Here is a 24,100-nt window from a genome sequence, read left to right as displayed (position 1 = left end):
CGTTCACGCCGGCGCCAGCGTCTTCCTGTAGAGCGCGTCGCCGGCGAGGTCCTTCAGCGTCACGGTCATGGCTCGCGTCCGGGCATCGATGTCGACCTGGCCAAAGAACTGGAGCCCCGCCGTCGGCGCGGTGTTCTGGACCTCCGGCGCCTTTTGATAGACCACCTGCAAGCCGAAGGTCGAATCCGGCGGGTTGGGACCGAAGCTGCCCGCATTGAGCGGTCCCGACACGAACTCCCAGAACGGCGCGAAGTCGCTGAACTTCGCCCTGGCGGGATCGTAGAAATGCGCGGCGGTGTAGTGCACATCCGCCGTGAGCCAGACCACGTTGCGGATACCCGCCTGCTTGATCTCGCGCAGCAGGCGCGCGATCTCGATCTCGCGTCCCAGCGGCTGGTTCGGCTCGTTGTTGGCGATGGCCTCCCACAGGTCTCGACCCTGGGCATCCTTGCCGTCCGGCACGCCAAGTCCGACCGGCATGTCGGCAGCGATCACCTTCCACACGGCCTTCGACTGCTTCAAGCCCTGGACCAGCCACGCGACCTGGGGCCGCCCGAGAAAGGCGCTGTCCGCATCCTCCGTGGTCTGCAGGTTGGCCGAGTTGGGGCCGCGATAGCTGCGCATGTCCAGCACGAACACATCCAGCAACGGACCCTGCGGCAGGTGGCGATAGACGCGCTGCGCCTCCTCGTCGCCGTGGCGGCGCATCGGCGCGTAGTCGTGGAAGGCGCGGGCCGCGCGCGCGACCATCAGCGGGATGTTCTTCTCGGTGTAGCGGGCATCGTTCAGCACGCTCTTCGCATCCGACCAGTTGTTCATCACCTCATGGTCGTCCCACTGCCAGATCTGCGGCACCTCGGCCGCCATGCCGCGTATGTTGGCGTCCATCATGTTGTAGCGATAGCGCCCCCGGAACTCATGGAGCGTTTCGGCCACCTTGCCGACCTCCTCCGTGACCAGGTTGTTCCACACGGTGCCATCGGGCAGCTTGACTTCGGAAGCGATCGGGCCATCGGCATAGATGGTGTCGCCGCTGTGCAGGAAGAAGTCCGGCGCAAGCTTGCGGATCTGCTCGTAGATCTTCATGCCGCCCCATCGTTCGTTGATGCCGAAGCCCTGCCCGGCGGTGTCACCGCTCCAGACGAAGCGCACGTCGCGCGTGGCACGTCCCGTGCCGGACTGCGGCAGGCGCAGATGGCCTTGCACCGGCTGGGAGAAGACACGCTCGTTGCCCAGGTCCTGCAGGCTGGCACGGTAGAAGATCTCCTGCCCGGCAGGCAGGCCGGTGAGGTCGATGCGTCCCGTGAAGTCGCTGTCCTCCAGCAGGTAGGGCCCGCGCACGCGCTGCGCGTCGGCGAAGCTGGCGACCGTCGACCACTCGAGCCACAGCCGCGCCGGCCGATCGGCACGCGTCCAGACGATGGCGCGGTCGGCCTGCGCATCGCCGCTCTGCACGCCGCTCGTCATCTGCGGCCGCGCGCCATCGCGGGTGATCGCGGCGGGAGCGGACTGGGCAGTCGCCCAACGGGGTATCGCGAGTCCGGCACCGGCGGCCGTGGCAGCGTGGAACAGATCGCGTCGGCGCATGGACATCGGGACTCCGTTGACTTGGCAAAACTGCGGGCACTTTCGGCTCGCACGATGTCAGCCTGATGAATCCAGGGGCCGCGGCGGCTGCTGGCTGCACCGCGCAGCCGCAAGGCCGACGCAGCGTCAGCCCATGTACCCGAGGTCCCGGATGTCGGAACGTATCGCTGCCGGGTCGGCACCTTGCAGCGGCAGGCTGGTGAAGAGCTCCAGTCGGCGTCGCAGGCCGTAGAGGATCTGGAGGGCGATGTGGGCCGCCCGCTCGGCATCGTCCGCCGCGGCGGCGTCCGGGAAGGTCCACAGCGCGGAATAGGGTTGGCCGGGCCAACTGGGCTCCAGCAACTGCGTTGCCTCGTCCAGCGTGATGACGAAATCGACGCGCGGCCCGCCGGCCCGCGCGAGATCGTTCCAGCCCCGTGGCGGAACCTGTGGCACTGCGATGCCGACGGTGCTCAGCGCCCACACCGCGGCGGGATGGACCGACTCGCCGACATGCTTCGGATTGCCGCAGGAGACGGCCGAAAAGCGGTCGCCGGCGATGTGCGCGAGAACCGCCTGGGCCAACACGCTGCGCAACGAATTGCGCTTTGAAACGAAGACTATTCTTGTTGCCATCGAACTCGGCCGGAGCAAACGCCATGCCGCCGCGCCACCCGACGCGGCCTTGCGACGTTGCCCGCATGGCCTGCGGAAAACTGGAAAGCGACAGCCTGCGGCATCGAGAAAAACAGCCAGACTACGTCTGCGCTGCGCATCCCTACCAGCGCTGCAAGCTGCCACCCCCGGCATTCTCGATCCGGATTCTTACGCGGGCAATACAGCATCACCCTGACTGCCCCGGCCGCGCCCACCATCCCGGTTCACGCAACCGTCACATCGTTTCGCGACGATCGCCACCCATGCACAAGAACATGACGCCGGGCCGGTGATGCCGCCCGGCTTCCACCTGCTGATCGCGGGTCAGGCTCTCTCTTCGCTCGCCGACAACGCGCTGCTGATCGTTGCCATCGCACTGCTGCAGGAGCGCAGCCTGCCCGGTTGGTGGGCGCCGCTGCTCAAGTTCTGCTTCACGCTGTCCTATGTCGTGCTGGCGCCGGTGATCGGGCCGCTGGCCGACGCGATGCCGAAGGCACGACTCATGACGGTGATGAATGGGGTCAAGTTCGCGGGCGTGGCCATGCTCATCGCCGGGGTGCATCCCCTGCTTGCCTTCGCGTTGGTCGGCTTCGGCGCCGCTGCCTATGCGCCCGCCAAATATGGCTTGGTCACCGAGATGGTCGCGCCTGGCCAGTTGGTGACGGCGAATGGCTGGCTCGAGGTGTCGGTGGTGTGCGCGGCGCTGCTGGGGACCGTGCTGGGCGGCCTGCTCGTGACCGACCTGGTGCGCGCCTCGGCCGCGAGCCGCGCGTTGCACGAGTGGCTCGCGGCCATCGCGGCGGGCGCGGGCAGCACGCTGGCGCTCTCGATGGTGGCGCTGCTCATGGTGTACCTGCTCGCCGCATGGCTCAACGCACGCGTGCCCGACAGCGGCGTGCGCTATCCGCGCACCCGCATCCACGGCGGGGAATTGATGCGCGACTTCCGCGCGGCATGCCGCACGCTGTGGCGCGACCGGGACGGCGGCCTGTCGCTGGCGGTGACGACCATCTTCTGGGGCGTCGGCGCCACGTTGCAGTTCGCGGTGCTGCGGTGGGCCGCCGACGTGCTGCAGCTGCCGCTCGACCGCGCCGCCTACCTGCAGGCCGCAGTGGCGGTGGGCGTGATCGCGGGCGCGGCCTTTGCCGGACGCCATGTCGGCCTGGCGCAAGCCAAGCGGGTGCTGCCGGCCGGCGTGATGCTCGGGCTGCTGATGCCGGTGGTCGCATCGACGCATTCGCTGATGCTCGCGGTGCCTTTGCTGGCGCTCGTCGGCGTGGTCGGCGGGGTGCTGGTGGTGCCGCTGAACGCGCTGCTGCAGCACCGTGGCTACACGCTGCTGAGCGCCGGCCGTTCGATCGCTGTGCAGGGCTTCAACGAGAACCTCAGCGTGATGGCGATGCTGGCAGGCTATGCCGCGCTGTTGGCGTTCGACGTGCCGATCGTGCCGCTGATGTGGGGCTTCGGCCTGACCGTTGCAGGCGCCATCGCGCTGCTCATGTGGCGCGAGCATGCACTCGACAACGCGGCGCCGGCGGCGGAAGGCTGACGCGGGCGGAATCGTTCAGGCCACGCCTGCAACGGAGCGCATGGGCGCGGCTGCTGCGCGCTCACCCGTGCCGCTGGCGAGCGTGGCAAACATCACCTCTTCCACCTGCTTCACGATGCGCGGCCAGCCCAGCCCGGTCGCGGACTGGCGTGCGCGCCGGCCCATCTCCCGGGCCTGCCCGGGGTCGCGCGCGAGCCGCAGCGCCTGCGCGATGAAGTCGTCCTCGTCGCCTAGGCGCGCGAGCAGTCCGTTGTGCCCGCTGCGGATCAACTGCCCCGCGCTGGCATGGTCGTAGGCGAGCACCGGCAAGCCGCTGGCCATGGCTTCGAGCGTGACGTTGCCGAAGGTCTCGGTCATGCTCGGGAAGACGAACATGTCGGCCGACGCGTAGAAGGCGGCAAGCTCCTCGCCGCGCCGCGTGCCGGCGAAGAAGGCATCGGGCACGGCAGCCGCCAATTGCTCGCGCCACGGCCCGACGCCGACCACCACCAGCCGCAGGTCGGGTCGCTTGCGGCGCATCGCCGCGAACGCGGAGACCAGCGCGCCCAGGTTCTTTTCCGCGGCAAGCCGGCCGACGAACAGGACCACCGGCGTCCCCGGCGGCGCGCCCCACAACTGCCGCACTGCGTCGCTGCGCCGCGCGGGATCGAACAACGCGGTGTCGACGCCGCGCGTCACCAGCACCAGCCTCTCGAAGCCGTTGTCGCGCAGGTCCTGCCGCAGCCGCTCGCTCGGCACCATCGTGAAGGCCGTGCGGTTATGGAACTTGCGCAGGTAGTCCATGATGGGCCGGTACAGCCAGCCGATGCCGTAATGGCGGCTGTAGGCATGGAAGTTGGTGCGGAAGTCCGAGCACACCGGCAGCTTGAGCCGGTTGGCGATCTTCAATGCCGACCAGCCCAGCGGTCCTTCCGTGGCGATGTAGACGAGGTCCGGGCGATGCCGGCTCCACAGCGAGACCAGCGCCTTGTTGGCGGGCATGCCCATCTTCATCTCCGGGTAGCGCGGGATCGGCATGCCGCGCATCAGCACCTCCTCGAAGCTGCCGGTGCGCTGCTGCGCGAGTTCGTCCGGCGCCTGCCGCGGGCGGATCAACTGCACGTCGTGCCGCAATTCGCACAAGCCCTCCACGACATGCTGCAGCGCAAGCGCAACGCCGTTGACCTCGGGCGCGTAGGTCTCGCTGACGACCGCGATGCGCAGCGAGCGGTGCACCGGCGGCAGATGGTCGACCACGATCGGGGGAAGCGATTCAGCCATGCGGCGAATGCTGACCGCCGATTGCAACAGCCAGATGACGGTACAAAAGAATTCCTTCGCAAGGCGTCACCAAACAGTCACGCAGGCCCGCCACGATGCCGCCACGCGCCGGGGCGCGCGCTCGCCGCCCGGCGTACCACCAAGGAGAGCCCGTGAACGATTTTTTCCGCACCCTTTCCGTCCAGCGTTGGGACGATCACCGCTACTACCACCACAGCCGGATCAACCAGGCGCTGCACCTGCTGAGTGCGATCAGCTTCGTGGTGGCCTATGCCCTGCTCTTCGTCGACCCGGTGGCGGCGGCGTTGCTCGCCTGGCTGGTGGCAATGACGAGCCGCCAGGCCGGCCACTTCTTCTTCGAGCCGAAGGGCTACGACCACGTCAACCGCGCGACGCACGAGCACAAGGAAGATATCAAGGTCGGCTACAACCTGCGCCGCAAGGTGGTGCTGATGGCGCTGTGGGCGGCCGCGCCGCTGCTGCTGTGGTTCGACCGCTCGCTGTTCGGCCTGATGACGCCAAGCGCCGGCTTCGAGGGCTTCGCGCGCCAGGTCGGCATGGTCTGGCTGTGGCTCGGCGCGGGCGGCCTGCTGTTTCGCACGGTGCACCTGTTCTTCATCGCCGACGTGCGGACCGGCCTGGTGTGGATGACCAAGGTCCTCACCGACCCGTTCCACGACATCCTGCTCTACTGGCGTGCGCCGCTGCACCTGCTGCGCGGCGAACTGATCGATCCGATGGGCCGGGTCGACCAGCGCGCTTGATACGACTTCGCAATCAATCGCATAACTGCGGTTGGATCGCCTTGCCGTGCTACAGCACTGTCTGCGGCGCTCCGCCTTGTTCTGCGCTTGATTGCAAAGTCGTATGAGCGCGCCGTCGCTACGCCTGCCAGCGCTGCGCGATCATCTCGCGCAGGATGCCGCGCTTGATGGCCTTGTTGGTCAGCGCGGCATCGTGCCACCACCAGCCATCGGCCTGCATTGCGCGGGCGGCGGCAACGAAGCGCCGGGCCACCTCCTCGAAGTCGGCGTCGGTGTAGTTGAGGCTGAAGATCAGGCGCCCAGTGCCGACCCAGCTCAGGGCCAGGCCCTGCGCGCGCAGGTAGTACTGCAGCATCCAGTTGTAGCGGGACGGGCGCGTGTAGAACACCGTCCAGATCGACGACAGGTTGGCCACCTGCACCGGCAAGCCGGCCTCGCGCAGGCGAAGGTTGAGCACGTCGGCGCGGTGGTTCCAGCGCGCATCGAGCCCGTCGTAGAGCGCGCGAACCTCGGGCTGCGCGATGCGATCGAGAAAGGCGTCCATCGCACCCATTACGTACGGATGCGAGTTGAAGGTGCCGCGCGCGAAGCAGATGTCGGCCGGGCGCTCCTCGCGGTAGCGCTTCATCAGGTCGGCACGGCCGCAGACCGCGCCGATCGGCAGGCCGCCGCCCAGCGTCTTGCCGTAGGTGACCATGTCGGCCCGCACGCCGAAGTATTCCTGCGCACCGCCGGGCGCGAGCCGGAAGCCGACGAAGACCTCGTCGAAGATCAGCACGATGCCGCGCTCGGTGCAGACCTCGCGCAGGGCACGCAGCCAGGCCGTGTAGGCCTCGCGGTCGAAGCGTGCGCTGCGGCTGCTGTCGACCAGCGACGAATCGCCCGGCGCGCCCGCGTTGGGGTGCAGCGCCTGCAGCGGGTTGACCAGCACGCAGGCGATATCGCGGCGCTTGCGCAGGACCTGCAAGGTGCGCTCGTCCATCTCGCGCAGCGTGTAGGTCTCGCGCGGCGGCAGCGGATTGCCCAGGCCCGGCTGGACGTCCTCCCACCAGCCGTGGTATGCGCCGCAGAAGCGCACCAGGTGCGAGCGGCGCGTGTGATAGCGCGCGAGGCGCACCGCCTGCATCACGGCCTCGGTGCCGGACATGTGGAAGGACACCTCGTCCATCCCCGTGATGGCGCAGAGCCGCTGTGCGTTGGACGCCACGACGGGGTGATACGCCCCCAGCACCGGCCCGAGCGCTTCCACGCGCGCCGCGCCCTGCGCGATGCAGGACTTGTAGAAGTCGTAGCCGAACACGTTGACGCCGTAGGAGCCAGTGAGGTCGTGGAACACGTTGCCGTCGAGGTCCTCGACGGTCACGCCGCTCGACGCCTGCACGAAGGCGCCCACGGGCAGGTGCTCGCGCAGGTACGGACTGAACTGGAAGGGCACGCGATAGCTGCTGGTGAACTGCAGGTCGGACAGGTGCTGCCGCGCCTGCGAGGTGGCGGCCAGGGAACGCTCGAAGCGCGTGCGGTACAGCCGCGTCAGGGCCTTGAGGCCGCTGCGCCGCTGCGCAGCCACCGGTTCAGGTGCGCCATCGGAATCGAAGAAATCGTCCGCCTCGTAGGCATAGCCCGGCAGCTGCGCGGCCACCCGCTTGGCCATGCGCGAATGGCCGGTCAGCGAGGGATGCTTGGCCCGCGAAAGTTCGAGCCTCCGCCAGGCCATCGGCAGCGTGGCGAGCAGGGAAGCGATGGCGACGGAAGACAGGAGGAATGTAGGTTGCATGGTGAGTTCTGGAGCGATCCCCCTGTCTATCCCACCTTCTTGACAGCCTCATGAAAACACGTCGATGGCGCGATGCCTTGCTGCAGCAGGAAGACCTCAACTTCCTGCTGACCAACCGCGTCCCGCGCATGGCGCTGACGCGCTTCATGGGGTGGTTCAGCAAGTTGCGCAACCCTTGGGTACGAGACGCGTCGATCGCGGTCTGGCGCCTGTTCACCGAGCTCGACCTGAGCGATTCGAAGAAGATGCACTTCGACAGCCTGCACGACTGCTTCACGCGCGAACTCAAGCCCGGCGCGCGCTCTGTCGACGGCGATCCCGATGTATTGGCCAGCCCCTGCGATGCGATCGTCGGCGCCTGCGGCGCGGTCGACGGAACGCGCGTGTTCCAGGCGAAGGGCTTTCCGTACGAAGCAGCTGAACTGTTCGGCGACGCGCAAGCCTTCGAGCCGTTCCGCGACGGCTGCTACGTCACGCTGCGGCTGACGTCGAGCATGTACCACCGCTTCCATGCGCCGCACGACAGCCGGGTCGAGCGAGTGACCTACCTGTCGGGCGATACGTGGAACGTGAACCCGATCGCGCTCAAGCGCGTCGAGCGCCTGTTCTGTCGCAACGAGCGCGCGCTGGTCGAGGCACGACTTCTAGGCAGCGACCACCGCATCGCACTGGTGCCGGTGGCGGCGATCCTGGTGGCCAGCCTGCGACTGCACTGCCTGGACCTGCTGCTGCACCTGGGCTACCGCGGGCCGAAGCGCATCGATTGCACGGCCGACTATCGCAAGGGTGACGAGATGGGCTGGTTCGAGCACGGCTCGACCATCATCGTCTTCGCGCCCGCCGGCTTCTCGCTGTCCCCGGGCATTGCGCCCGGCCGGCAGATCCGCATGGGTCAGGCGCTCATGACGCTGCCTCGCGCCGCAAGCACCGCCAGCACCGCCAGCGGCGGCTGAGTCGACAGAGGCAATCGCGGAAGGCTCAGGCCGCGTCCTTGCGGGGACGGCCTGTCTTCAACGGCGTCAGCGCATCCAGCGCTTCACGCAGGGCCGCGGCCGAGAGCGCCTGCAATGCATGGAGCCCGGCGCGCAGCAACTCGCTCTTCTTCGCCGGGCGCTTGAACTTCAGCGCGCGGTCCTTGAGCGCGGCGATCAGCGCGTAGTCGTCCTTGGGCATCGTGAAGCTGTCGCGAACGAGCTTTGCCTTCGGGGCCTCTGCCTTCTTGACGCCAGCCACGGCCTTTTCCGCATTCTTGCCGGGGGCCTTCTGCTTGATTTCCGTGGACTTGGGCTTGGCCGCCTTGGCTTTCGGCTTGCCTTGCTTCTGCACGGGCGCGCTTGCAGGCTTCGGCGCCTCGGGGGCCGCTACGGCTGGGGCCTTGACCGGCGGCGGAACGAACGCGAGCTTCGTGCCCGGTGCGACCCGCTTCTTCGTCGCGGTCTTCACTGGCGACTTGGCGGGCGTCTTGGCGGCGGTCTTGATCGCTGACTTGGTCACTGACTTGGCGCCGGTCTTGGTGGCGGGCGTGGCGTCAGCCTTCTTGACAACCTTCCTCGCGGCCTTGGCGCCAGCCTTTTTCACGGCCTTCGCGCCAACCTTCTTCGCGACCTTGGTCCCGGCCTCGGCAGCGACCTTCGCACGGCGGGGCGTCGAAGCGGTCTTGGGGGTGCCAGCGGCGGAAGGACTTGCGTCTTGCGTCGCGGCCACAGGCACTGCCTCGGTCCGCACTGCGGATGCCTCAACGGCGTCGAAGGACGGCGTGGCTGCGACGGACGCGGCCTCGACGTCGGTTGGCACGGGGTTCTGGTTCGCGATGCTGGTTGCCATGAGCAGGAATCTGTAATTGATATAAACGGTTTATACCCTTATTTTCGCAAACAGTAACATTCCGTCAAGAATTTGTGGTGCGCAGCACCTCCGCATCAGCCGCGCCCGCGTGCTGTTACAGACGCGGGCCAGCCGTGGGACCTGGACGACAGCGGCCAGTGGTACGACTTCGAGGGCGGCTGCGATGCCGGCTGCATCGAGACCGGCCGCCATTTGGTCAGCGATCCTGCGACGGGAATGCAAGAACCTGAAGGCGAGCTTCCTGTCTTCAGGCAACCGACGAAACGCAGCCCGCCAGCCTCAACTCCACGCACTCACCGACAAGCGCACCTTGCCCGAAATGCTCGGCGCAGCCAGCACCGCGCCCTTCGTCGACAAGGGCACCACGAACTGCAGCTTGCCGTCGATGACATCGTTGTAGTTCGTCGGCACGGTAGCGCGGCCCGCGGTGTCGGATTGCCAGCCGTACTTCACCTTCCATGTCCTGGTCGTGTCGTCGGCGGCCGGCGGCTCGATCTCGATGATCAGCGTGTCGCGGAACAGTGAGCTGCCTTCGTAGTGGCCGTCGACCCAGAACTTTTTGTTGACCTGGTAGTCGGGCACGCGCACACCCAGCGTCATGGCGTACGCGAGCGTGGGACGGTCCTGCTTCACGCGCGCCTTGTTGGAGAGGAACACGGTCGACAGGTAGATCGAGCGCTTCTCCGGCGTCGCGGGATTGGTCAACTCCTTGTGCGTGCGGCAGGCCGGCGAATCCTCCTCCGCCACGCGCCGGCTCAGGTACCAGCGCTTGCCGCGCGGCGCCGCCAGCAGCTCGACCTGGTAGAGCGCATCGACATCGGCGTCCTTCGGAATGTCCGGCGGCAGGATCACGCTGTCGACGTCGAACCAGAGGTCCACCCGCACATCGCCGAACAGGAAGCGCACCAGGTTCTGGAACGCCTCCTCCGAGTTGACGATGCCGAAGTAGCCCGAGTGCGACCGGTAGGTGTAGGCCGTGGCCACCGGCCGCTCCTTGCCGTCCTTGTCGAAGAAGCACAGCGTGGCGTTCTCCACGCGCACCAGGCCGTCGCTGCCGTGGCCCGCGAACATGCGCGACGCGCCCATCGCCACCTCATAGTCGCCGCGGTTCGAGCCCACCATGCAGAACACGCGCTCCGGCGCGATGGCCGTCGGGGGCAGGTAGTCGACGCGGTCGTTGAATTTCGGCGTGGCCAGGAACTCGGCGATCTTGTCGCGGTTGAAGGTGTTGATCTCGTTCGCCGTCAACCAGCTCGGCACGTTGACGCCGCCGATGTCGATGCCGTTGTGTGGCGTGGCGTAGGTGAAGAACTTGTCGACGCACTTGCGCGCCTTGTCGTCGCCGAGCGCGGGGTTCTGCAGAAAGGCGCGGCACACCAGCCCGCCCATCGAATGCGCGACCAGGTAGCAGCGGAAGTCATCCGACCCGGCCGCCCCCTCACGCTTGGCGACCAGGTCCTTCACGCGCAGGATGAGATCGTTCAACCCCTTCGCGTAGGCCATGATGTCGCGCGCCTTGCCATCGCCGAGCAGGTCGGAGCCCGTCTCGTAGTAGCGGTAGATGATGACCGAGGCCGACGGAATGCCATCGACGTCCGCGCCGGTCTCGTCCGGCGGCGGCTTCCAGTCCTCGTCGAGGATGTCGAGCCCGTTCTGGTAGACGCTCATGTACTGGAAGTCGGCCAGCAGCCGCACCACCGGCGACTCGAACACGAACTTCTGCGCCGCCGCCGTCTTGTCGACCGTCGCCCGGTACACCGTCGAGCCCACGTTGAAGCCGCAGAACGGGTCGGCCGTCGTCTCGTCGCGCTCGTTGGCGGTCATCGCGTAGCCGCGCACATAGATGATGGGATAGCGCTTGTCCGTCATGGCAAAGACCTCCGTGTTGCGCGCGCCGTGGCGAGGATTTGCAACGCCGCAGGCGGTGCATGACGCGCGGGACTTGTCCAGCGTTGCCCTCCACTGTGACGCCGGCACCTGGCCGCCGCCATAGCGCGCATGGCGTAGAGCAAGCGGCCGGTCATCCCGGCTACCGACAAGGTCGCTTCGCGCATACCATGACCGTCCCGCCGGTCGCAGAGCACGACCGCGAAACCGACAAGAGAGGCAAGGAGACTCATGCTGACTGCTGCCCTTCGCGAAGACTGCCCGGTTGAAGATGCCGTCGTGACCGACTGGCTGGACTGGCCCGGCCTGGCCGACATCGCCCCGATCTCGATCGATGAACTCGTGCCCGCAGGCGCCCGCGCGGTGGTCGTCGCGCCGCATCCGGACGACGAGGTACTGGCGCTCGGCGGCTTGCTCGCGCAACTGGCCGCGCAAGCGCGCGAGATCTGCATCGTTGCCGTCACCGACGGCATCGCCAGTTCCAGCGAGACACGGCACTGGCCTCCAGACCCGCGCGCCCGCATGCTCCCCGTCGAAAGCCGCCGCGCGCTGCACCGCCTGGGCGTCGTCGACGATCCGGTGCGCCTCGGCTTCCCCGACGGCAGCCTCAACATCCTGCGCCGCATGCTGGCCGAACGCCTGCAGCCGCTGCTGGGGCCGAACGACGTGGTGTTCACCACTTGGCGCATGGATGGCCCGCCCGACCACGAGGCCGCCGGCCATGCCTGCGCCTTCGCCGCCGCCCGCTGCGGCGCTCGACTCGTGGAAACGCCCGTGCGCGCCTGGCACTGGGCCGCGCCCGGCGACGCGCGCCTGCCCTGGCGCCGGGCGCGTCGACTCCCGCTCGACGCCAGCGCGCTGGACCGCAAGCGCAAGGCGCTGGAGGCCTTCGAGGCCCGGCTGCAAACCGTGCCGTCGATCATCGGCGACCCCAACCTTTGCAACAGCGCGGTCACGCGCGCGGCCTGGCCTTTCGAGGTCATGTTCACCTGAACCCGCCGCGCAGCGCTCGCTGTGCACTGAGCATCCAGGCGCTTCCACTATCCTCGCGCGGATGATCGCCACCCGCCTGCTGCTCGCCGCCGCCCTTGTCCTCGTCACCGCCTGCGGAAACTCCGGCGCCTGCGAATCACCCTATGCCGCGTCACCGCAGTTCAAGGACTGCGGCTTCGTCAATGCGCCGAATCCAGACGCGAAGCCCACGGCCAACGCGGCCAGGATCTGGTGGCGCTTCCTGTTCGGCGCCAAACCCGATGCCGTACCGGTCGACGCCATTCCCGTGCGGCCGCTCGACACCGCGCAACTGGAAGCGCTGGACCCGCAAGCCAACCATGTCATGCGCATCGGCCATGCGTCCACCTTGCTCAAGCTGCGCGGCAAGTTCTGGCTGATCGATCCGATGTTCAGCGAGCGCGCGTCGCCCTTCGGCTTCATGGGCCCGAAGCGCTTCCATGCACCGCCCATCGCCCTGCAGCAGTTGCCCGCCATCGACGGCGTGATCATCTCGCACGACCACTACGACCACCTCGACGCTCCCACCATCGAATACCTGGCGCAACGCGCGCAGCGCTTCTTCGTGCCACTGGCCGTGGGCCAGCGCCTGCGATCGATGGGCGTACCCGCCGACCGCATCACCGAACTCGACTGGTGGCAATCCGCCAGGCAGGGCGAGGTGCAGGTGACCGCCACGCCGTCGCAGCACTTCTCCGGCCGCACATTGAGCGATCGCAGCGAAACGCTGTGGGCCTCGTGGGTGATCCAGAGCGGGCCGCAACGCATCTTCTACAGCGGCGACTCCGGCTACTCCAGCGGCTTCAGGAAAATCGGCGAGCGCTTCGACGGCTTCGACCTGGCCATGATCGAGAACGGCCAGTACGACGAATGGTGGCCCTCGGTGCACATGACGCCGGAGGAGGACATACAGGCTTTCGAGGACGTGCGCGCCAAGGTGCTGCTTCCCGTGCACAACAGCACCTTCGACCTCGCCTTTCACACCTGGCACGCACCGCTCGACCGCATCGCGGACCTGGCGGCAGCGAAGAAGATCGACCTCGCGACGCCGGAGATCGGCGAGGTGGTGACCGTCGGCCAGCCGCGAACCAACGTGCGCTGGTGGGCTGGGTTGAAGTAGGTCAGCGCTTCGCGCGCCGCTCGCGTGCGCGCCGCGCCTGTCGGCTTTCATTGGCAAGCGCGGCTTCGCGCTCGCGCTTGGCCTTGCGCTCGCGCCGGCCCTTTCCGATCCAGCGACCGAGATAGACGCTGCAGATGCTGCTGACCACGAAGATCAGGATGGTGACGAGTTCAAATTTCATCTGGCTGTCCCTTGCCTGCCCTTACTGCACGCGCGTGATGCTCGCCGGCTTGAAGCCCAGGTCCGCCGCCTTGCCCTTGCGCGCCCGCGTGCCGCGCGCGTTGTTCAAGGTGCGGATCTCCAGCGTCTCGTCGCGCTCCTTGCCGCCGCGCCCGATGCCCTGGATCTTCACGCTGCGCGTGTAGGCCGCGGCGCCCGCGAGCGTGTCCTTGGCTTCCAGGTCGATCAGCGTGAGCCCGCGGCCGCCCTTTGGCAGGGCCTTGAGTTCACCGATCTCGAAGGTCAGGATGCGCCCGCCGGTCGACGCGCAAGCCACATGCGTGGCAGGCGGCGTCGGCTCCGCGCCGCTGGCGCCGCCCACCAGCGAAGGCCGGCACAACTGCTCGCCCTCGCCCACGTCGACAAAGGCCTTGCCGCCGCGCTGGCGCGACGTCATGTTCTCGACTGTCGCGATGAAGCCGTAGCCACCCGTGTTCGACAACAGCAGGCTCGCGCCCAACGGCCCGGCAAAGTAGTGCGCCACGTGCGTGCCGCTTTCCAGGTCGATCAGCGTCGTCACGGGTTGCCCGTCGCCGCGTGCGCCCGGCAGTGAAGCCACCGCGACGGTGTAGACGCGCACCGCCTTGTCCTTGGCGGTGCCGAACACCAGCAGCGTGTCGACCGAGCGGCATTCGAAGGCGCCGTACAGCGCGTCGCCGGACTTGAAGCTGTACTCCGTCGGCGCGCCGTTGCCGCCCGCCGCCTTCTCGCTGGCCCAGCCCTTCTGCGCGCGCACCCAGCCCTTCTGCGAGACGATCACCGTCACCGGCTCGTCCACCACCCTGACCTCGGCCACGGCGCGCTTCTCCGCCTGGATCACCGTACGGCGCGGGTCCTCGAAGGTCTTCGCGTCCTGCTCGATTTCCTTCACCAGCAGGCGGCGCAATGCGGCCGGGCTGCCGAGGATGTCCTCGAGCTTCTTCTGCTCCTCGCGCAGGCCCTTGAGTTCCTGTTCGATCTTGATGGCTTCGAGCCGCGCCAACTGGCGCAGGCGAATCTCAAGGATGTCCTCGGCCTGCCGCTCGCTCAGGTTGAAGCGCGCGATCAGCGCCGCCTTCGGGTCTTCCGCCGCGCGGATGATCGCGATCACCTCGTCGATGTTCAGCAGCACCAGTTGCCGGCCTTCGAGGATGTGGATGCGGTCCAGCACCTTGTCGAGCCGGTGCCGCGAGCGCTTCTCGACCGTGATCTCGCGGAACGCGATCCACTCGTTGAGCATCTGCCGCAGCGACTTCTGCGTCGGCTTGCCGTCGATGCCGACCATCGTGAGATTGATCGGCGAAGAGGTCTCCAGCGAGGTCTGCGCCAGCAGCGTGGTGATGAACTCATCCTGGCTGATACGCGAGGTCTTCGGCTCGAACACCAGGCGCACCGCCGCGTCCTTGCTCGATTCGTCGCGCACCACGTCCAGCACGGACAGCATCGCCGCCTTGAGCTGTGTCTGCTCGGTGCTCAGCGCCTTCTTGCCGGTCTTGATCTTCGGGTTGGTGATCTCCTCGATCTCTTCCAGCACCTTCTGCGTGCTGACACCCGGCGGCAATTCGTTGACGACCAGTTGCCATTGCCCGCGCGCCAGGTCCTCGATCTTCCAGCGCGCGCGCACCTTCAGCGAGCCGCGTCCGGTGCGATAGGCGTCGGCGATGTCGGTCGGGCTGCTGATGATCTGCGCGCCGCCCGGATAGTCCGGGCCGGGCACGATGACAAACAGCTCTTCCTCGCTGAGCTTGCCGTTGGTCTTGATCAGCGCCACGCAGGCATCGGCGATCTCGCGCAGGTTGTGGCTCGGGATCTCGGTCGCCAGGCCCACCGCGATGCCGCTTGCGCCGTTGAGCAGCGTGAACGGCAGGCGTGCCGGCAGCAGGCGCGGCTCCTGGGTCGAGCCGTCGTAGTTGGGCACGAAGTCCACCGTGCCTTCGTCGATTTCGTCAAGCAGCAGGCTGGTGATGCGAGCCAGCCGCGCTTCCGTGTAGCGCATCGCCGCTGCACCGTCGCCATCGCGGCTGCCGAAGTTGCCCTGGCCGTCGACCAGCGGATAGCGCTGCGAGAAGTCTTGCGCCATGCGCACCAGCGCGTCGTAGGCGGCCTGGTCGCTGTGCGGATGAAAGCGGCCGAGCACGTCGCCCACCACCCGCGCGCTTTTCACCGGCTTGGCGCCGACCGTGCCATTGGCGCCGCCGAAGCCGAGCCCCATGCGCGACATGGAATAGAGAATGCGCCGCTGCACCGGCTTCTGGCCGTCGCACACATCGGGCAACGCGCGGCCCTTGACCACGCTCAGCGCATATTCGAGGTAGGCCTGTTGCGCGTAGTCGGCCAGCGTGATGCCGTTGCCATCGTCTTCGGGTGGCAAGAGGTCGAGCGTTGGTTCGGAGTCCATGAGCAAAAGAGTTCGAGAAAAAAATTAAAGTAGATCGGGCAGGTCAGGAAGCGGGCGCAATGAGCGGCGCAGCGGCCGGCCCAGCAGGCGCATCCGGCAGCGCCGGGAGCGTCCGGCTGCCCGGCTCCGGCGGCATGTTTCCACGGCCGATGGCCCCGCCCTGCGGCACCACCATCTCCATGCGGATGCGCCCCGGCGCCTTGCCGCCGCGGCCCATGCCGGCGCGGGCGCCGGGCTTCAGGTAGGCGTAGAGCTGCAGCACGGTCTGCACGTAGTCCTGGGTTTCGCGGTAGTTCGGGATCTTGTTGCCGGCGCGCTGCACAGCGCCTTCGCCGGCGTTGTACGCGGCAAGCGCGAGTTCGATCTGGCCCGGGAACATCGCGATGAGGTCGCGCAGGTAGCGCGAGCCGGTCGCGATATTGATGCGCGGGTCATAGAGCTTTTCCTCGATGGAGCGGCGCTTGTCGCCCTGCACGCCGTAGCGTTCCGCGGTGGCGGGCATCACCTGCATCAATCCCAGCGCGCCCTTGGGCGACAGCGCCTGCGCATCGAAGCCGGATTCAGTCGCGACCAGGGCCTGCAGCAGCTCGTAGTCGATCGCGTGGCGCTTCGACGCGTCCTGCAACGCCGTCTTGGCGACCCGGTAGTTGGGCGATTTCTCGAACATCGCGACCAGCGCTTGCGACACCGCCGGCGCCTTGCCGCTGCCGCGCCGCCCCGGTGCACCGATGCCATCGGCTGTGTCGAAGCTTTGTCCGCCCTTGAAGAACAACAAGTAGCGCGCATCGAGCTTCTCCGAAGCGAAATGCGCCATGCCCTTCTCGTCGATGTAGCCATAGATGTCGGCCGCGAGCGCGCCGTGCTGCAAGCAAATTGACAGCACGAAGGCGATCAGCAGTCTAGACATCGATCTCCACGTCATCGCCACGCAACTCCATCAGGTCGCGCCGCGCGGCGGCCTCGCCCTTGCCCATGAGCTTGGTGATTTCTCCCTGCGTCTGCGTGAAATCGAGGCGGCCGAGCTGCACCTGCAGCAGGCGGCGCGTGTCCGGGTTCAGCGTGGTTTCCCACAGCTGCTCCGCGCTCATCTCGCCCAGGCCCTTGAAGCGGCTGATGCTCCATGCGCCTTCCTTCACGCCGTCCTTGCGCAGCTTGTCCAGCGTGGCCGTGAGTTCGCCCTCGTCCAGCGCATAGACCTTCGACGCGGGCTTCTTGCCGCGCGCCGGCGCGTCGATGCGAAACAGCGGCGGCTTCGCCACGTACACGTTGCCGGCATCGATGAGCTTCGGAAAGTGGCGGAAGAACAGCGTCAGCAAGAGCACCTGGATGTGGGAGCCGTCCACGTCGGCATCGCTCAGGATGCAGATCTTGCCGTAGCGCAGGCCGCTCATGTCGGGCGTGTCGGTCGGCCCGTGCGGGTCGATGCCGATGGCCACCGAGATGTCATGGATCTCATTGTTGGCAAAGAGCCGGTCGCGCTCGACCTCCCAGGTGTTCAGCACCTTGCCCCGCAACGGCAGGATGGCTTGCGACTCCTTGTCGCGGCCCATCTTGGCGCTGCCGCCGGCCGAGTCGCCCTCGACGAGGAACACCTCGTTGTGCGCCGTGTCCTTGCTCTCGCAATCGGTCAGCTTGCCGGGCAGCACCGCCACGCCGGAGCCCTTGCGCTTCTCGACCTTCTGGCCGGCCTTCTGCCGCGATTGCGCGGCCTTGATGGCCAGTTCGGCGAGCTTCTTGCCGTAGTCGACGTGCTGGTTCAGCCACAACTCCAGCGCGGGACGCACGAAGCTCGACACCAGCCGCACCGCGTCGCGCGAGTTCAGCCGCTCCTTGATCTGGCCCTGGAACTGCGGATCCAGCACCTTGGCGCTCAGCACGTAGGAGGCACGCGCGAACACGTCCTCCGGCAACAGCTTCACGCCCTTGGGCAGCAGCGAATGCAGTTCGACAAAGCCCTTGACCGCATTGAACAAACCGTCGCGCAGCCCGCTCTCATGCGTGCCGCCGGCACTGGTCGGAATCAGGTTGACGTAGCTCTCGCGCACCGGTTGGCCGTCCTCGGTGAAGGCCACGCACCAGTCGGCGCCCTCGCCTTCGGCAAAGTTGTCGGCATTCTTGTCGGCATGGCCAGCACCTTCGAACAGCGGGATCACCGGCTCGCCGTTGAGCGTCTGCATCAGGTAGTCGCGCAAGCCGCCCTTGTAGAGCCATTGCTGCGTCTCCCTGGTCTTCTCGATCACGAGCGTGACGGTCACGCCGGGCATCAGCACCGCCTTGCTGCGCAGGAGGTGCGTGAGTTCGTTCACCGGTAGCGTGGCCGTCTCGAAATACTTCGGATCGGGCCAGGCCCGCACCGTCGTGCCCTGCTTGCGGTCGCGCCCGCCGTCGGGATTGCTGCTACCGCTTTCCTGCGGACGGATCTGCAAGGGCTCGATCACGTCGCCGGCCGAAAAGGCCAGTTGGGCCACCGAACCCTCGCGGTACGTCGTGACCTCGAGCCGCTTCGACAGCGCGTTGGTCACCGAGACGCCCACGCCATGCAGACCACCCGAGAAGCTGTAGGCGCCCCCCGAACCCTTGTCGAACTTGCCACCGGCGTGCAGGCGCGTGTACACCAACTCGACCACCGGGGCCTTCTCTTCCGGGTGCAGCCCGAACGGAATGCCCCGGCCATCGTCCTCGATGCCGACCGAACCATCGGTATGCATCGTCACCTTGATCTTCTTGCCATAGCCCGCGAGCGCCTCGTCGGCCGCGTTGTCGATCACTTCCTGGATGATGTGCAGCGGGTTGTCGGTGCGGGTGTACATGCCCGGCCGCTGCTTGACCGGCTCGAGTCCCTTGAGAACACGGATCGAGCCTTCGGAATACGCCGGGGGAATTGTCTTGCTGGGGGTTGCCATGGGGGCGGATTGTAGTGAGCCAGCCTGATAAAAACTGGATGCCCATACAGGCAACTTTCATGTCGGAGAGCCACTCGGTATCGGTTGCGCCGCAACGCGATGCGCCGGGCGCATCAATGGCTCGAAGATATTTCAACAATCGCCCATGGACCAGCGCCGGAACGGCCCATGGCTTTTGGGTACATTGGCCGGGATGCGCCCCTCCTCCACCCAGCCCCTCAGCCTGAAGCAGGTGCTCCTTTGCGGCGCGATGATCGTCACGCTCTCGATGGGCATCCGCCATGGCTTCGGCCTGTGGCTGCAACCGATCACGCAGGCACAGGACTGGTCGCGCCAGACATTCTCCTTCGCCATCGCCATCCAGAACCTGTCGTGGGGCGTGATGGGGGTATTCGCGGGCATGCTGGCCGACAAGCTGGGCGCGTTCCGCGTGCTGCTGATCGGCGCCGCCTGCTATGCGCTGGGCCTGGTCGGCATGGCGCTCTCGCCGACGCCCACCTTGTTCGCATTGACCGCCGGCGTGCTGATCGGCGCCGCGCAGGCCGGCACCACCTATGCGGTGGTCTACGGCGTGATCGGCCGCCAGATCCCGGCGGAGCGCCGCTCCTGGGCGATGGGCGTGGCCGCCGCGGCCGGCTCCTTCGGGCAATTCCTCATGGTGCCGATCGAAGGCCAACTCATTGCAACCATGGGTTGGCAGACCGCCCTGCTCGCGCTGGCGGCCGTGGTACTGCTTGTGGCGCCGCTCGCCTTCGGCCTGCGCGAGCCGGCTTCCACCACGAGTGGCGCCAGGCGTGAGCAGACCATCGGGCAGGCCCTGGCCGAAGCCTTCCGCACACCCAGCTTCAGCTTGCTGATGGCGGGCTATTTCGTCTGCGGCTTCCAGGTGGTGTTCATCGGCGTGCACATGCCGAGCTACCTGCGCGACAAGGGGCTCTCGCCCGAAGTAGCCAGCTATGCACTGGCGCTGATCGGCCTGTTCAACGTGTTCGGCACCTACACCGCCGGTTCGCTCGGGCAGAAGTACGCCAAGCGCAAGATCCTCGCGGCCATCTACTTCGGCCGCGCCATCGCCATCGCCTTGTTTCTGCTCGTGCCGATCTCGCCGCTGTCGGTCTATGTCTTCTCGGGCGCCATCGGCTTCCTGTGGCTCTCGACCGTGCCTGCGACCAATGCGCTGGTCGCGCAGATCTTCGGCGTGGCGCACCTGTCGATGTTGAGCGGCTTCATCTTCCTGGGCCATCAGGTCGGCTCCTTCCTCGGCGTGTGGCTGGGCGGCGCCCTGTACGACCGCACCGGCAGCTACGACATCGTCTGGTACATCTCCATCGCGCTCGGCGTGTTTGCCGCGTTGATCAATCTGCCGGTGAAGGAAAGCGCCGTCGTGCGCGTCACGCCGCAGCCGGCCTGAAGCCCATGGCCAGCCAGAACCGCCACCGAATCCGTCGCGCCGCCGCCTGGCTGGGCATCTGCGTGGTGCTGGCGCTGGTGTTCGCGCTCTACACCCGTCCCGGCTTCATGGTGACGCTCATCGACCAACTCTGGGCCTGCTTTTGAGTGCGCTGCACGGGTTCGGCGCACCCTCCCCGTGGGTGATGCGCTGGTCGCACCTGCTGCCCGAGGGCGGCAGCGTGCTCGACATCGCCTGCGGCGCCGGGCGGCACATGCGATGGTTTGCCGGGCGTGACCATGTCGTCACCGGCGTGGACCGCGCGCCCGAGGCAGTCGCCGCCGCATCGCACTTCGGCCGCGTGCTGCAGGCCGACATCGAATCGGGGCCCTGGCCGTTCGCTGGCGAGCAGTTCGATGCCGTCGTCGTCACCCATTACCTCTGGCGCCCCCTCCTGCCCCGCATCGTGGCGGCGGTGGCACCCTCAGGCGTACTCCTTTACGAAACTTTTGCAGCCGGTAACGAAAGCGTCGGCAAGCCCTCGCGTCCGGATTTCCTGCTGCGACCCGGCGAATTGCTGGCCGCCAGCGCCGGACTGCGCGTGGTCGCCTACGAAGACGGCTTTCTCGACGATCCCGCCCGATTCGTCCAGCGCATCGCGGCCGTGCGCCCGGCGGGCGCGTCGGCGCGCTACCCGCTCGAAGCGCCGCCCCGGCAATTGACCATCACGCCGCGCCTCTAGGGCACGAAACGGCGGCAAGCAACAGGAAGCGCCGTCATGGGCACCCGCGGAACCGGCGTGAGCTTCGGGGCTGCGGCATCACATCAGTAGAATGGCAGGTTTTCGGCCCGAACAAAGAGAACCCCCCTTGGATCCACTGACTGGCAGCATCGTCGCGCTCGTCACGCCGATGCACGACGACGGCAGCGTCGACTATCCCGCATTGCGCCGCTTGATCGACTGGCACATTGCCGAAGGCACGGACTGCCTCGGCGTCGTTGGCACCACCGGCGAATCGCCGACGGTCGACGTCGAAGAGCACTGCGAAATCATCCGCGTTTCCGTCGAGCAAGCCAAGGGCCGAGTGCCCGTGATGGCCGGTTGTGGCGCCAATTCCACGAAGGAAGCGATCGAGCTTGCCAGGTTCGCGAAGGGTGTGGGCGCGGATTCGCAACTCCAGGTCGTTCCCTACTACAACAAGCCGACGCAGGAAGGCCAGTACCAGCACTTCAAGGCCATCGCCGAAGCCGTCGGCGACCTGCCCACCGTGCTCTACAACGTGCCCGGCCGCAGCGTCGCCGATATGGCGCACGACACGGTGCTTCGCCTGGCGCAGGTGCCCGGCATCATCGGCATCAAGGAAGCCACCGGCAACATCGAGCGGGCCCAATGGCTCATCCGCGAGGTGCCGAAGAACTTCGCCGTCTACTCGGGCGACGACCCGACCGCCGTCGCCCTCATGCTGTGCGGCGGCCAGGGCAATATCAGCGTCACCGCCAACGTGGCGCCCCGCAAGATGCACGAGTTGTGCGTGGCCGCGCTGGCCGGCGACGTCGCCACCGCAATGCGCATCCAGTTCGAACTGATGCCGCTGCACCGCAACCTCTTCATCGAGCCCAACCCGATTCCCGTCAAGTGGGCCATGGCGCGCATGGGCCTTTGCACAGACGCGTTGCGCCTGCCATTGACCGAACTCAGCAAGGCATCCCAGCCCGCCGTGCTGGACGCCCTGAAAGCCACGGGCCTGCTTCACTGACGCCTGCCTCGATTGCGCAATCGCGCATGCAACCTTTTTGCCGACTAGCCACTCACAACCTGCGGCGCCGCATGCGTCCATTGAATTGCGATATTCCAGAAGGAAGACGACGTTGAACCACATTTCGCGACTTGCATTGCTCGGACTCGTCACGAGCCTTGCGGCCTGCTCGGCTCTAGACTCCGACAAGATCGACTACAAGAGCGCCGGCAAGGCCCCGACCCTCGAAGTCCCGCCCGACCTGACCCAGCTCTCGCGCGACAACCGCTACGCCCTTCCCGGCGCGCCGGTCTCGGCGAATTCGTACCAAGCCGGCATCGCCAACGCACCGACCCTGCCGACCGCCGTGTCGAGCATCGGCGACGTGCGGATGGAGCGCGCAGGCAACGAACGCTGGATCGTGGTGAATCGGCCAGCCGACCAGTTGTGGGAACCGGTTCGCGACTTCTGGCAGGAAAGCGGCTTCCTGCTGACCACCGACCAGCGCAACCTCGGCATCATGGAAACAGACTGGGCCGAGAACCGGGGCAAGCTGCCGCAGGACATCATCCGCGGCACCGTCGGCAAGCTGATGGACTCGGTGTACTCCACCGGCGAGCTCGACCGCTTCCGCACGCGCATGGAGCGCACGCCCAACGGCACCGAGATCTACATCACCCATCGGGGCATGGAAGAGGTCTACAGCACCGCCCGCAAGGACCAGACGATCTGGCAGCCGCGCAAGCCCGACCCGGACCTCGAAGCTGAATTCCTGCGCCGCCTGATGGTCAAGCTCGGCGTGTCGCAGGAACAATCGAAGGCCCTGGTGGCGGCAGGCCCGGTGGCGCAGACCTCCAAGGTCAGCACCATCGACGGCCAGCCCGTGGTGCAGATCAACGAAGGCTTCGAACGCGCATGGCGCCGTGTCGGCCTGGCGCTCGACCGCACCGGCTTCACCGTGGAAGACCGTGACCGCGCCGCCGGCACGTACTTCGTGCGCTACGTTCCGCCCAATGCCAACAAGGACCCGGGCTTCATCGCCCGGATGCTCACGCTGGGCCAGGCCGGCAAGTCCGACCCGCCGATCAAGTACCGCATCCAGGTCAAGAGCCAGGGCGAAGCCACCACCGTGGCCGTGCTCAACGACAAGGGCGCGCCCGAGACCTCGGCGAATGCAGAGCGCATCGTGAAGGTCATCGCCGACGACCTGAAGTGAAGTGAAGCCGACGGCGAGCGCTACCGATGCTCCGTTTCAGAAGCCTCGGTAGCGGCAGCACCGGCAACGCCACCTTGGTGGAAGCGGCCAGCGCGGGCCGCACGACCCGGCTGCTGGTGGACTGCGGCTTCGGGCTCAAGCAACTGGAGAAGCGCCTGGCCACGGCCGGACTGGCCATTGCCCAGCTGGATGCCGTCTTCGTCACGCACGAGCACGGCGACCACATCGGCTGCGCGCACATGCTGGCGCGCCGCCATCGAATCCCGGTGTGGATGAGCGAGGGCACCTGGCTCGCCACCGGCGGCCGCGACTTCGAAGGCATGTTGCACCTGGCCCGCGACGGCGCCGACATCGCGATCGGCGAGCTCTCGCTGCATCCCTTCACCGTGCCGCACGATGCGCGGGAGCCGCTGCAACTGGTCTGCACCGACGGCGCCCGCCGCCTCGGCGTGCTGACCGACCTCGGCCACGCCACGCCCTACGTGCTGGCGCAACTGGCCGGCCTCGACGCACTGCTGCTCGAATGCAACCATGACAGCGACTTGCTCGCCCAGTCGAGCTACCCCGCCTTCCTGAAGCATCGGGTGGGCGGCAACTATGGTCACTTGTCGAACACCGCGGCCGCGGACATTGCGCGAGCCGTCCTGCATGGCGGCTTGCGACATGTGGTGGCGGCGCATCTGAGCGAGCAGAACAACCGGCCCGCCATCGTGCGGCAGGTGCTCGCCCAGGCCCTAGGCACGTCGGAGCAAGACATGCTCACCGCCGATGCGGCTTCAGGCTCGCCCTGGCTCGACGTGTAGGTCGCCGGCTCTCGCACCGTGCA

Annotated in this window: 21 protein-coding genes; 11 read left to right on the top strand and 10 right to left on the bottom strand. The window is 67.2% G+C overall.

The window, feature by feature from the left end:
* Positions 1 to 3 precede the first annotated feature (3 nt).
* Both HB681_RS04090 and HB681_RS04085 read right to left on the bottom strand, forming a co-directional pair.
* A complete protein-coding gene (locus tag HB681_RS04090) occupies positions 4 to 1,593 on the bottom strand; it encodes an alkaline phosphatase D family protein (protein WP_213953492.1) in 1,590 nt (529 codons plus the stop codon).
* 120 nt (positions 1,594 to 1,713) lie between these two features.
* On the bottom strand, positions 1,714 to 2,202 hold the full coding sequence (locus HB681_RS04085) for a protein tyrosine phosphatase (protein ID WP_213953491.1): 489 nt from the start codon (positions 2,200 to 2,202) through the stop codon (positions 1,714 to 1,716).
* A 313-nt stretch (positions 2,203 to 2,515) separates the two neighbouring features.
* Here HB681_RS04085 and lplT point away from each other — a divergent pair, with 313 nt between their 5' ends.
* Complete coding sequence (gene lplT, locus HB681_RS04080; protein WP_213953490.1) at positions 2,516 to 3,772, top strand: lysophospholipid transporter LplT; 1,257 nt, start codon at positions 2,516 to 2,518, stop codon at positions 3,770 to 3,772.
* A 15-nt stretch (positions 3,773 to 3,787) separates the two neighbouring features.
* Here lplT and HB681_RS04075 read toward each other — a convergent pair whose 3' ends face one another.
* Positions 3,788 to 5,032 carry a glycosyltransferase family 1 protein gene (locus HB681_RS04075; RefSeq protein ID WP_213953489.1) on the bottom strand — a complete coding sequence of 415 codons (1,245 nt, stop codon included), beginning with the start codon at positions 5,030 to 5,032 and terminating at the stop codon, positions 3,788 to 3,790.
* Positions 5,033 to 5,184: 152 nt separating this feature from the next.
* On the opposite strand from HB681_RS04075, the gene HB681_RS04070 reads away from it, so the two are divergent.
* Positions 5,185 to 5,796: a hypothetical protein gene (locus tag HB681_RS04070; RefSeq protein ID WP_213953488.1), complete on the top strand. Its 612-nt coding sequence runs from the start codon at positions 5,185 to 5,187 to the stop codon at positions 5,794 to 5,796.
* Positions 5,797 to 5,914: 118 nt separating this feature from the next.
* Here the strand turns inward: HB681_RS04070 and HB681_RS04065 are convergent, their stop codons facing one another.
* A complete protein-coding gene (locus HB681_RS04065; RefSeq protein ID WP_213953487.1) occupies positions 5,915 to 7,570 on the bottom strand; it encodes an aminotransferase class III-fold pyridoxal phosphate-dependent enzyme in 1,656 nt (551 codons plus the stop codon).
* Between the two features lie 50 nt (positions 7,571 to 7,620).
* Here HB681_RS04065 and asd point away from each other — a divergent pair, with 50 nt between their 5' ends.
* Positions 7,621 to 8,523 carry an archaetidylserine decarboxylase gene (gene asd / locus HB681_RS04060; protein WP_213953486.1) on the top strand — a complete coding sequence of 301 codons (903 nt, stop codon included), beginning with the start codon at positions 7,621 to 7,623 and terminating at the stop codon, positions 8,521 to 8,523.
* 25 nt (positions 8,524 to 8,548) lie between these two features.
* Here the strand turns inward: asd and HB681_RS37910 are convergent, their stop codons facing one another.
* Positions 8,549 to 9,394, bottom strand: coding sequence for a hypothetical protein (locus tag HB681_RS37910; protein ID WP_256734810.1), 846 nt, complete (start codon positions 9,392 to 9,394; stop codon positions 8,549 to 8,551).
* A gap of 300 nt (positions 9,395 to 9,694) precedes the next feature.
* On the bottom strand, positions 9,695 to 11,284 hold the full coding sequence (locus tag HB681_RS04050; RefSeq protein ID WP_213953485.1) for a hypothetical protein: 1,590 nt from the start codon (positions 11,282 to 11,284) through the stop codon (positions 9,695 to 9,697).
* Positions 11,285 to 11,533: 249 nt separating this feature from the next.
* Here HB681_RS04050 and HB681_RS04045 point away from each other — a divergent pair, with 249 nt between their 5' ends.
* Together HB681_RS04045 and HB681_RS04040 are read left to right on the top strand one after the other, a co-directional pair.
* Positions 11,534 to 12,295, top strand: a complete 762-nt coding sequence (locus HB681_RS04045; RefSeq protein WP_213953484.1) for a PIG-L family deacetylase — start codon at positions 11,534 to 11,536, stop codon at positions 12,293 to 12,295.
* Positions 12,296 to 12,356: 61 nt separating this feature from the next.
* Positions 12,357 to 13,433 (top strand): MBL fold metallo-hydrolase, encoded by a 1,077-nt coding sequence (locus tag HB681_RS04040; protein WP_213953483.1) that lies wholly within the window; start codon positions 12,357 to 12,359, stop codon positions 13,431 to 13,433.
* 1 nt (position 13,434) lies between these two features.
* On the opposite strand, the gene HB681_RS04035 is transcribed toward HB681_RS04040, so the two are convergent.
* The 4 genes from HB681_RS04035 to HB681_RS04020 are packed head-to-tail and all read right to left on the bottom strand — an operon-like array spanning position 13,435 to position 18,932.
* Positions 13,435 to 13,614, bottom strand: coding sequence for a hypothetical protein (locus HB681_RS04035; RefSeq protein WP_213953482.1), 180 nt, complete (start codon positions 13,612 to 13,614; stop codon positions 13,435 to 13,437).
* Positions 13,615 to 13,635: 21 nt separating this feature from the next.
* Complete coding sequence (gene parC / locus HB681_RS04030; protein WP_213953481.1) at positions 13,636 to 16,029, bottom strand: DNA topoisomerase IV subunit A; 2,394 nt, start codon at positions 16,027 to 16,029, stop codon at positions 13,636 to 13,638.
* 43 nt (positions 16,030 to 16,072) lie between these two features.
* On the bottom strand, positions 16,073 to 16,936 hold the full coding sequence (locus tag HB681_RS04025; RefSeq protein ID WP_213953480.1) for a lytic transglycosylase domain-containing protein: 864 nt from the start codon (positions 16,934 to 16,936) through the stop codon (positions 16,073 to 16,075).
* Positions 16,929 to 18,932 carry a DNA topoisomerase IV subunit B gene (locus HB681_RS04020; RefSeq protein WP_213953479.1) on the bottom strand — a complete coding sequence of 668 codons (2,004 nt, stop codon included), beginning with the start codon at positions 18,930 to 18,932 and terminating at the stop codon, positions 16,929 to 16,931. The genes HB681_RS04025 and HB681_RS04020 overlap by 8 nt, the downstream gene beginning before the upstream one ends.
* A gap of 193 nt (positions 18,933 to 19,125) precedes the next feature.
* On the opposite strand from HB681_RS04020, the gene HB681_RS04015 reads away from it, so the two are divergent.
* The 6 genes from HB681_RS04015 to HB681_RS03990 all read left to right on the top strand — a co-directional run bounded on the left by HB681_RS04015 (position 19,126) and on the right by HB681_RS03990 (position 24,077).
* Entirely contained in the window at positions 19,126 to 20,343 is a 1,218-nt protein-coding gene (locus HB681_RS04015) for an MFS transporter (protein WP_213953478.1), read from the top strand.
* Positions 20,344 to 20,348: 5 nt separating this feature from the next.
* Positions 20,349 to 20,489 carry a hypothetical protein gene (locus tag HB681_RS04010; RefSeq protein ID WP_213953477.1) on the top strand — a complete coding sequence of 47 codons (141 nt, stop codon included), beginning with the start codon at positions 20,349 to 20,351 and terminating at the stop codon, positions 20,487 to 20,489.
* Between the two features lie 38 nt (positions 20,490 to 20,527).
* Positions 20,528 to 21,064, top strand: coding sequence for a class I SAM-dependent methyltransferase (locus HB681_RS04005; RefSeq protein WP_213953875.1), 537 nt, complete (start codon positions 20,528 to 20,530; stop codon positions 21,062 to 21,064).
* Positions 21,065 to 21,191: 127 nt separating this feature from the next.
* Positions 21,192 to 22,079, top strand: coding sequence for a 4-hydroxy-tetrahydrodipicolinate synthase (dapA, locus tag HB681_RS04000; RefSeq protein ID WP_256354113.1), 888 nt, complete (start codon positions 21,192 to 21,194; stop codon positions 22,077 to 22,079).
* A 112-nt stretch (positions 22,080 to 22,191) separates the two neighbouring features.
* Positions 22,192 to 23,274: an outer membrane protein assembly factor BamC gene (bamC, locus tag HB681_RS03995; RefSeq protein WP_213953475.1), complete on the top strand. Its 1,083-nt coding sequence runs from the start codon at positions 22,192 to 22,194 to the stop codon at positions 23,272 to 23,274.
* Between the two features lie 26 nt (positions 23,275 to 23,300).
* Positions 23,301 to 24,077, top strand: coding sequence for an MBL fold metallo-hydrolase (locus HB681_RS03990; RefSeq protein WP_213953474.1), 777 nt, complete (start codon positions 23,301 to 23,303; stop codon positions 24,075 to 24,077).
* Positions 24,078 to 24,100: the final 23 nt, after the last annotated feature.

The sequence above is a fragment of the Variovorax sp. dw_954 genome (genome assembly GCF_018449755.1).
GTDB lineage: Bacteria > Pseudomonadota > Gammaproteobacteria > Burkholderiales > Burkholderiaceae_C > Variovorax.
Note: the sequence above shows the minus strand (reverse complement) of the source record. Positions and strands in the feature narration are given on the sequence as shown.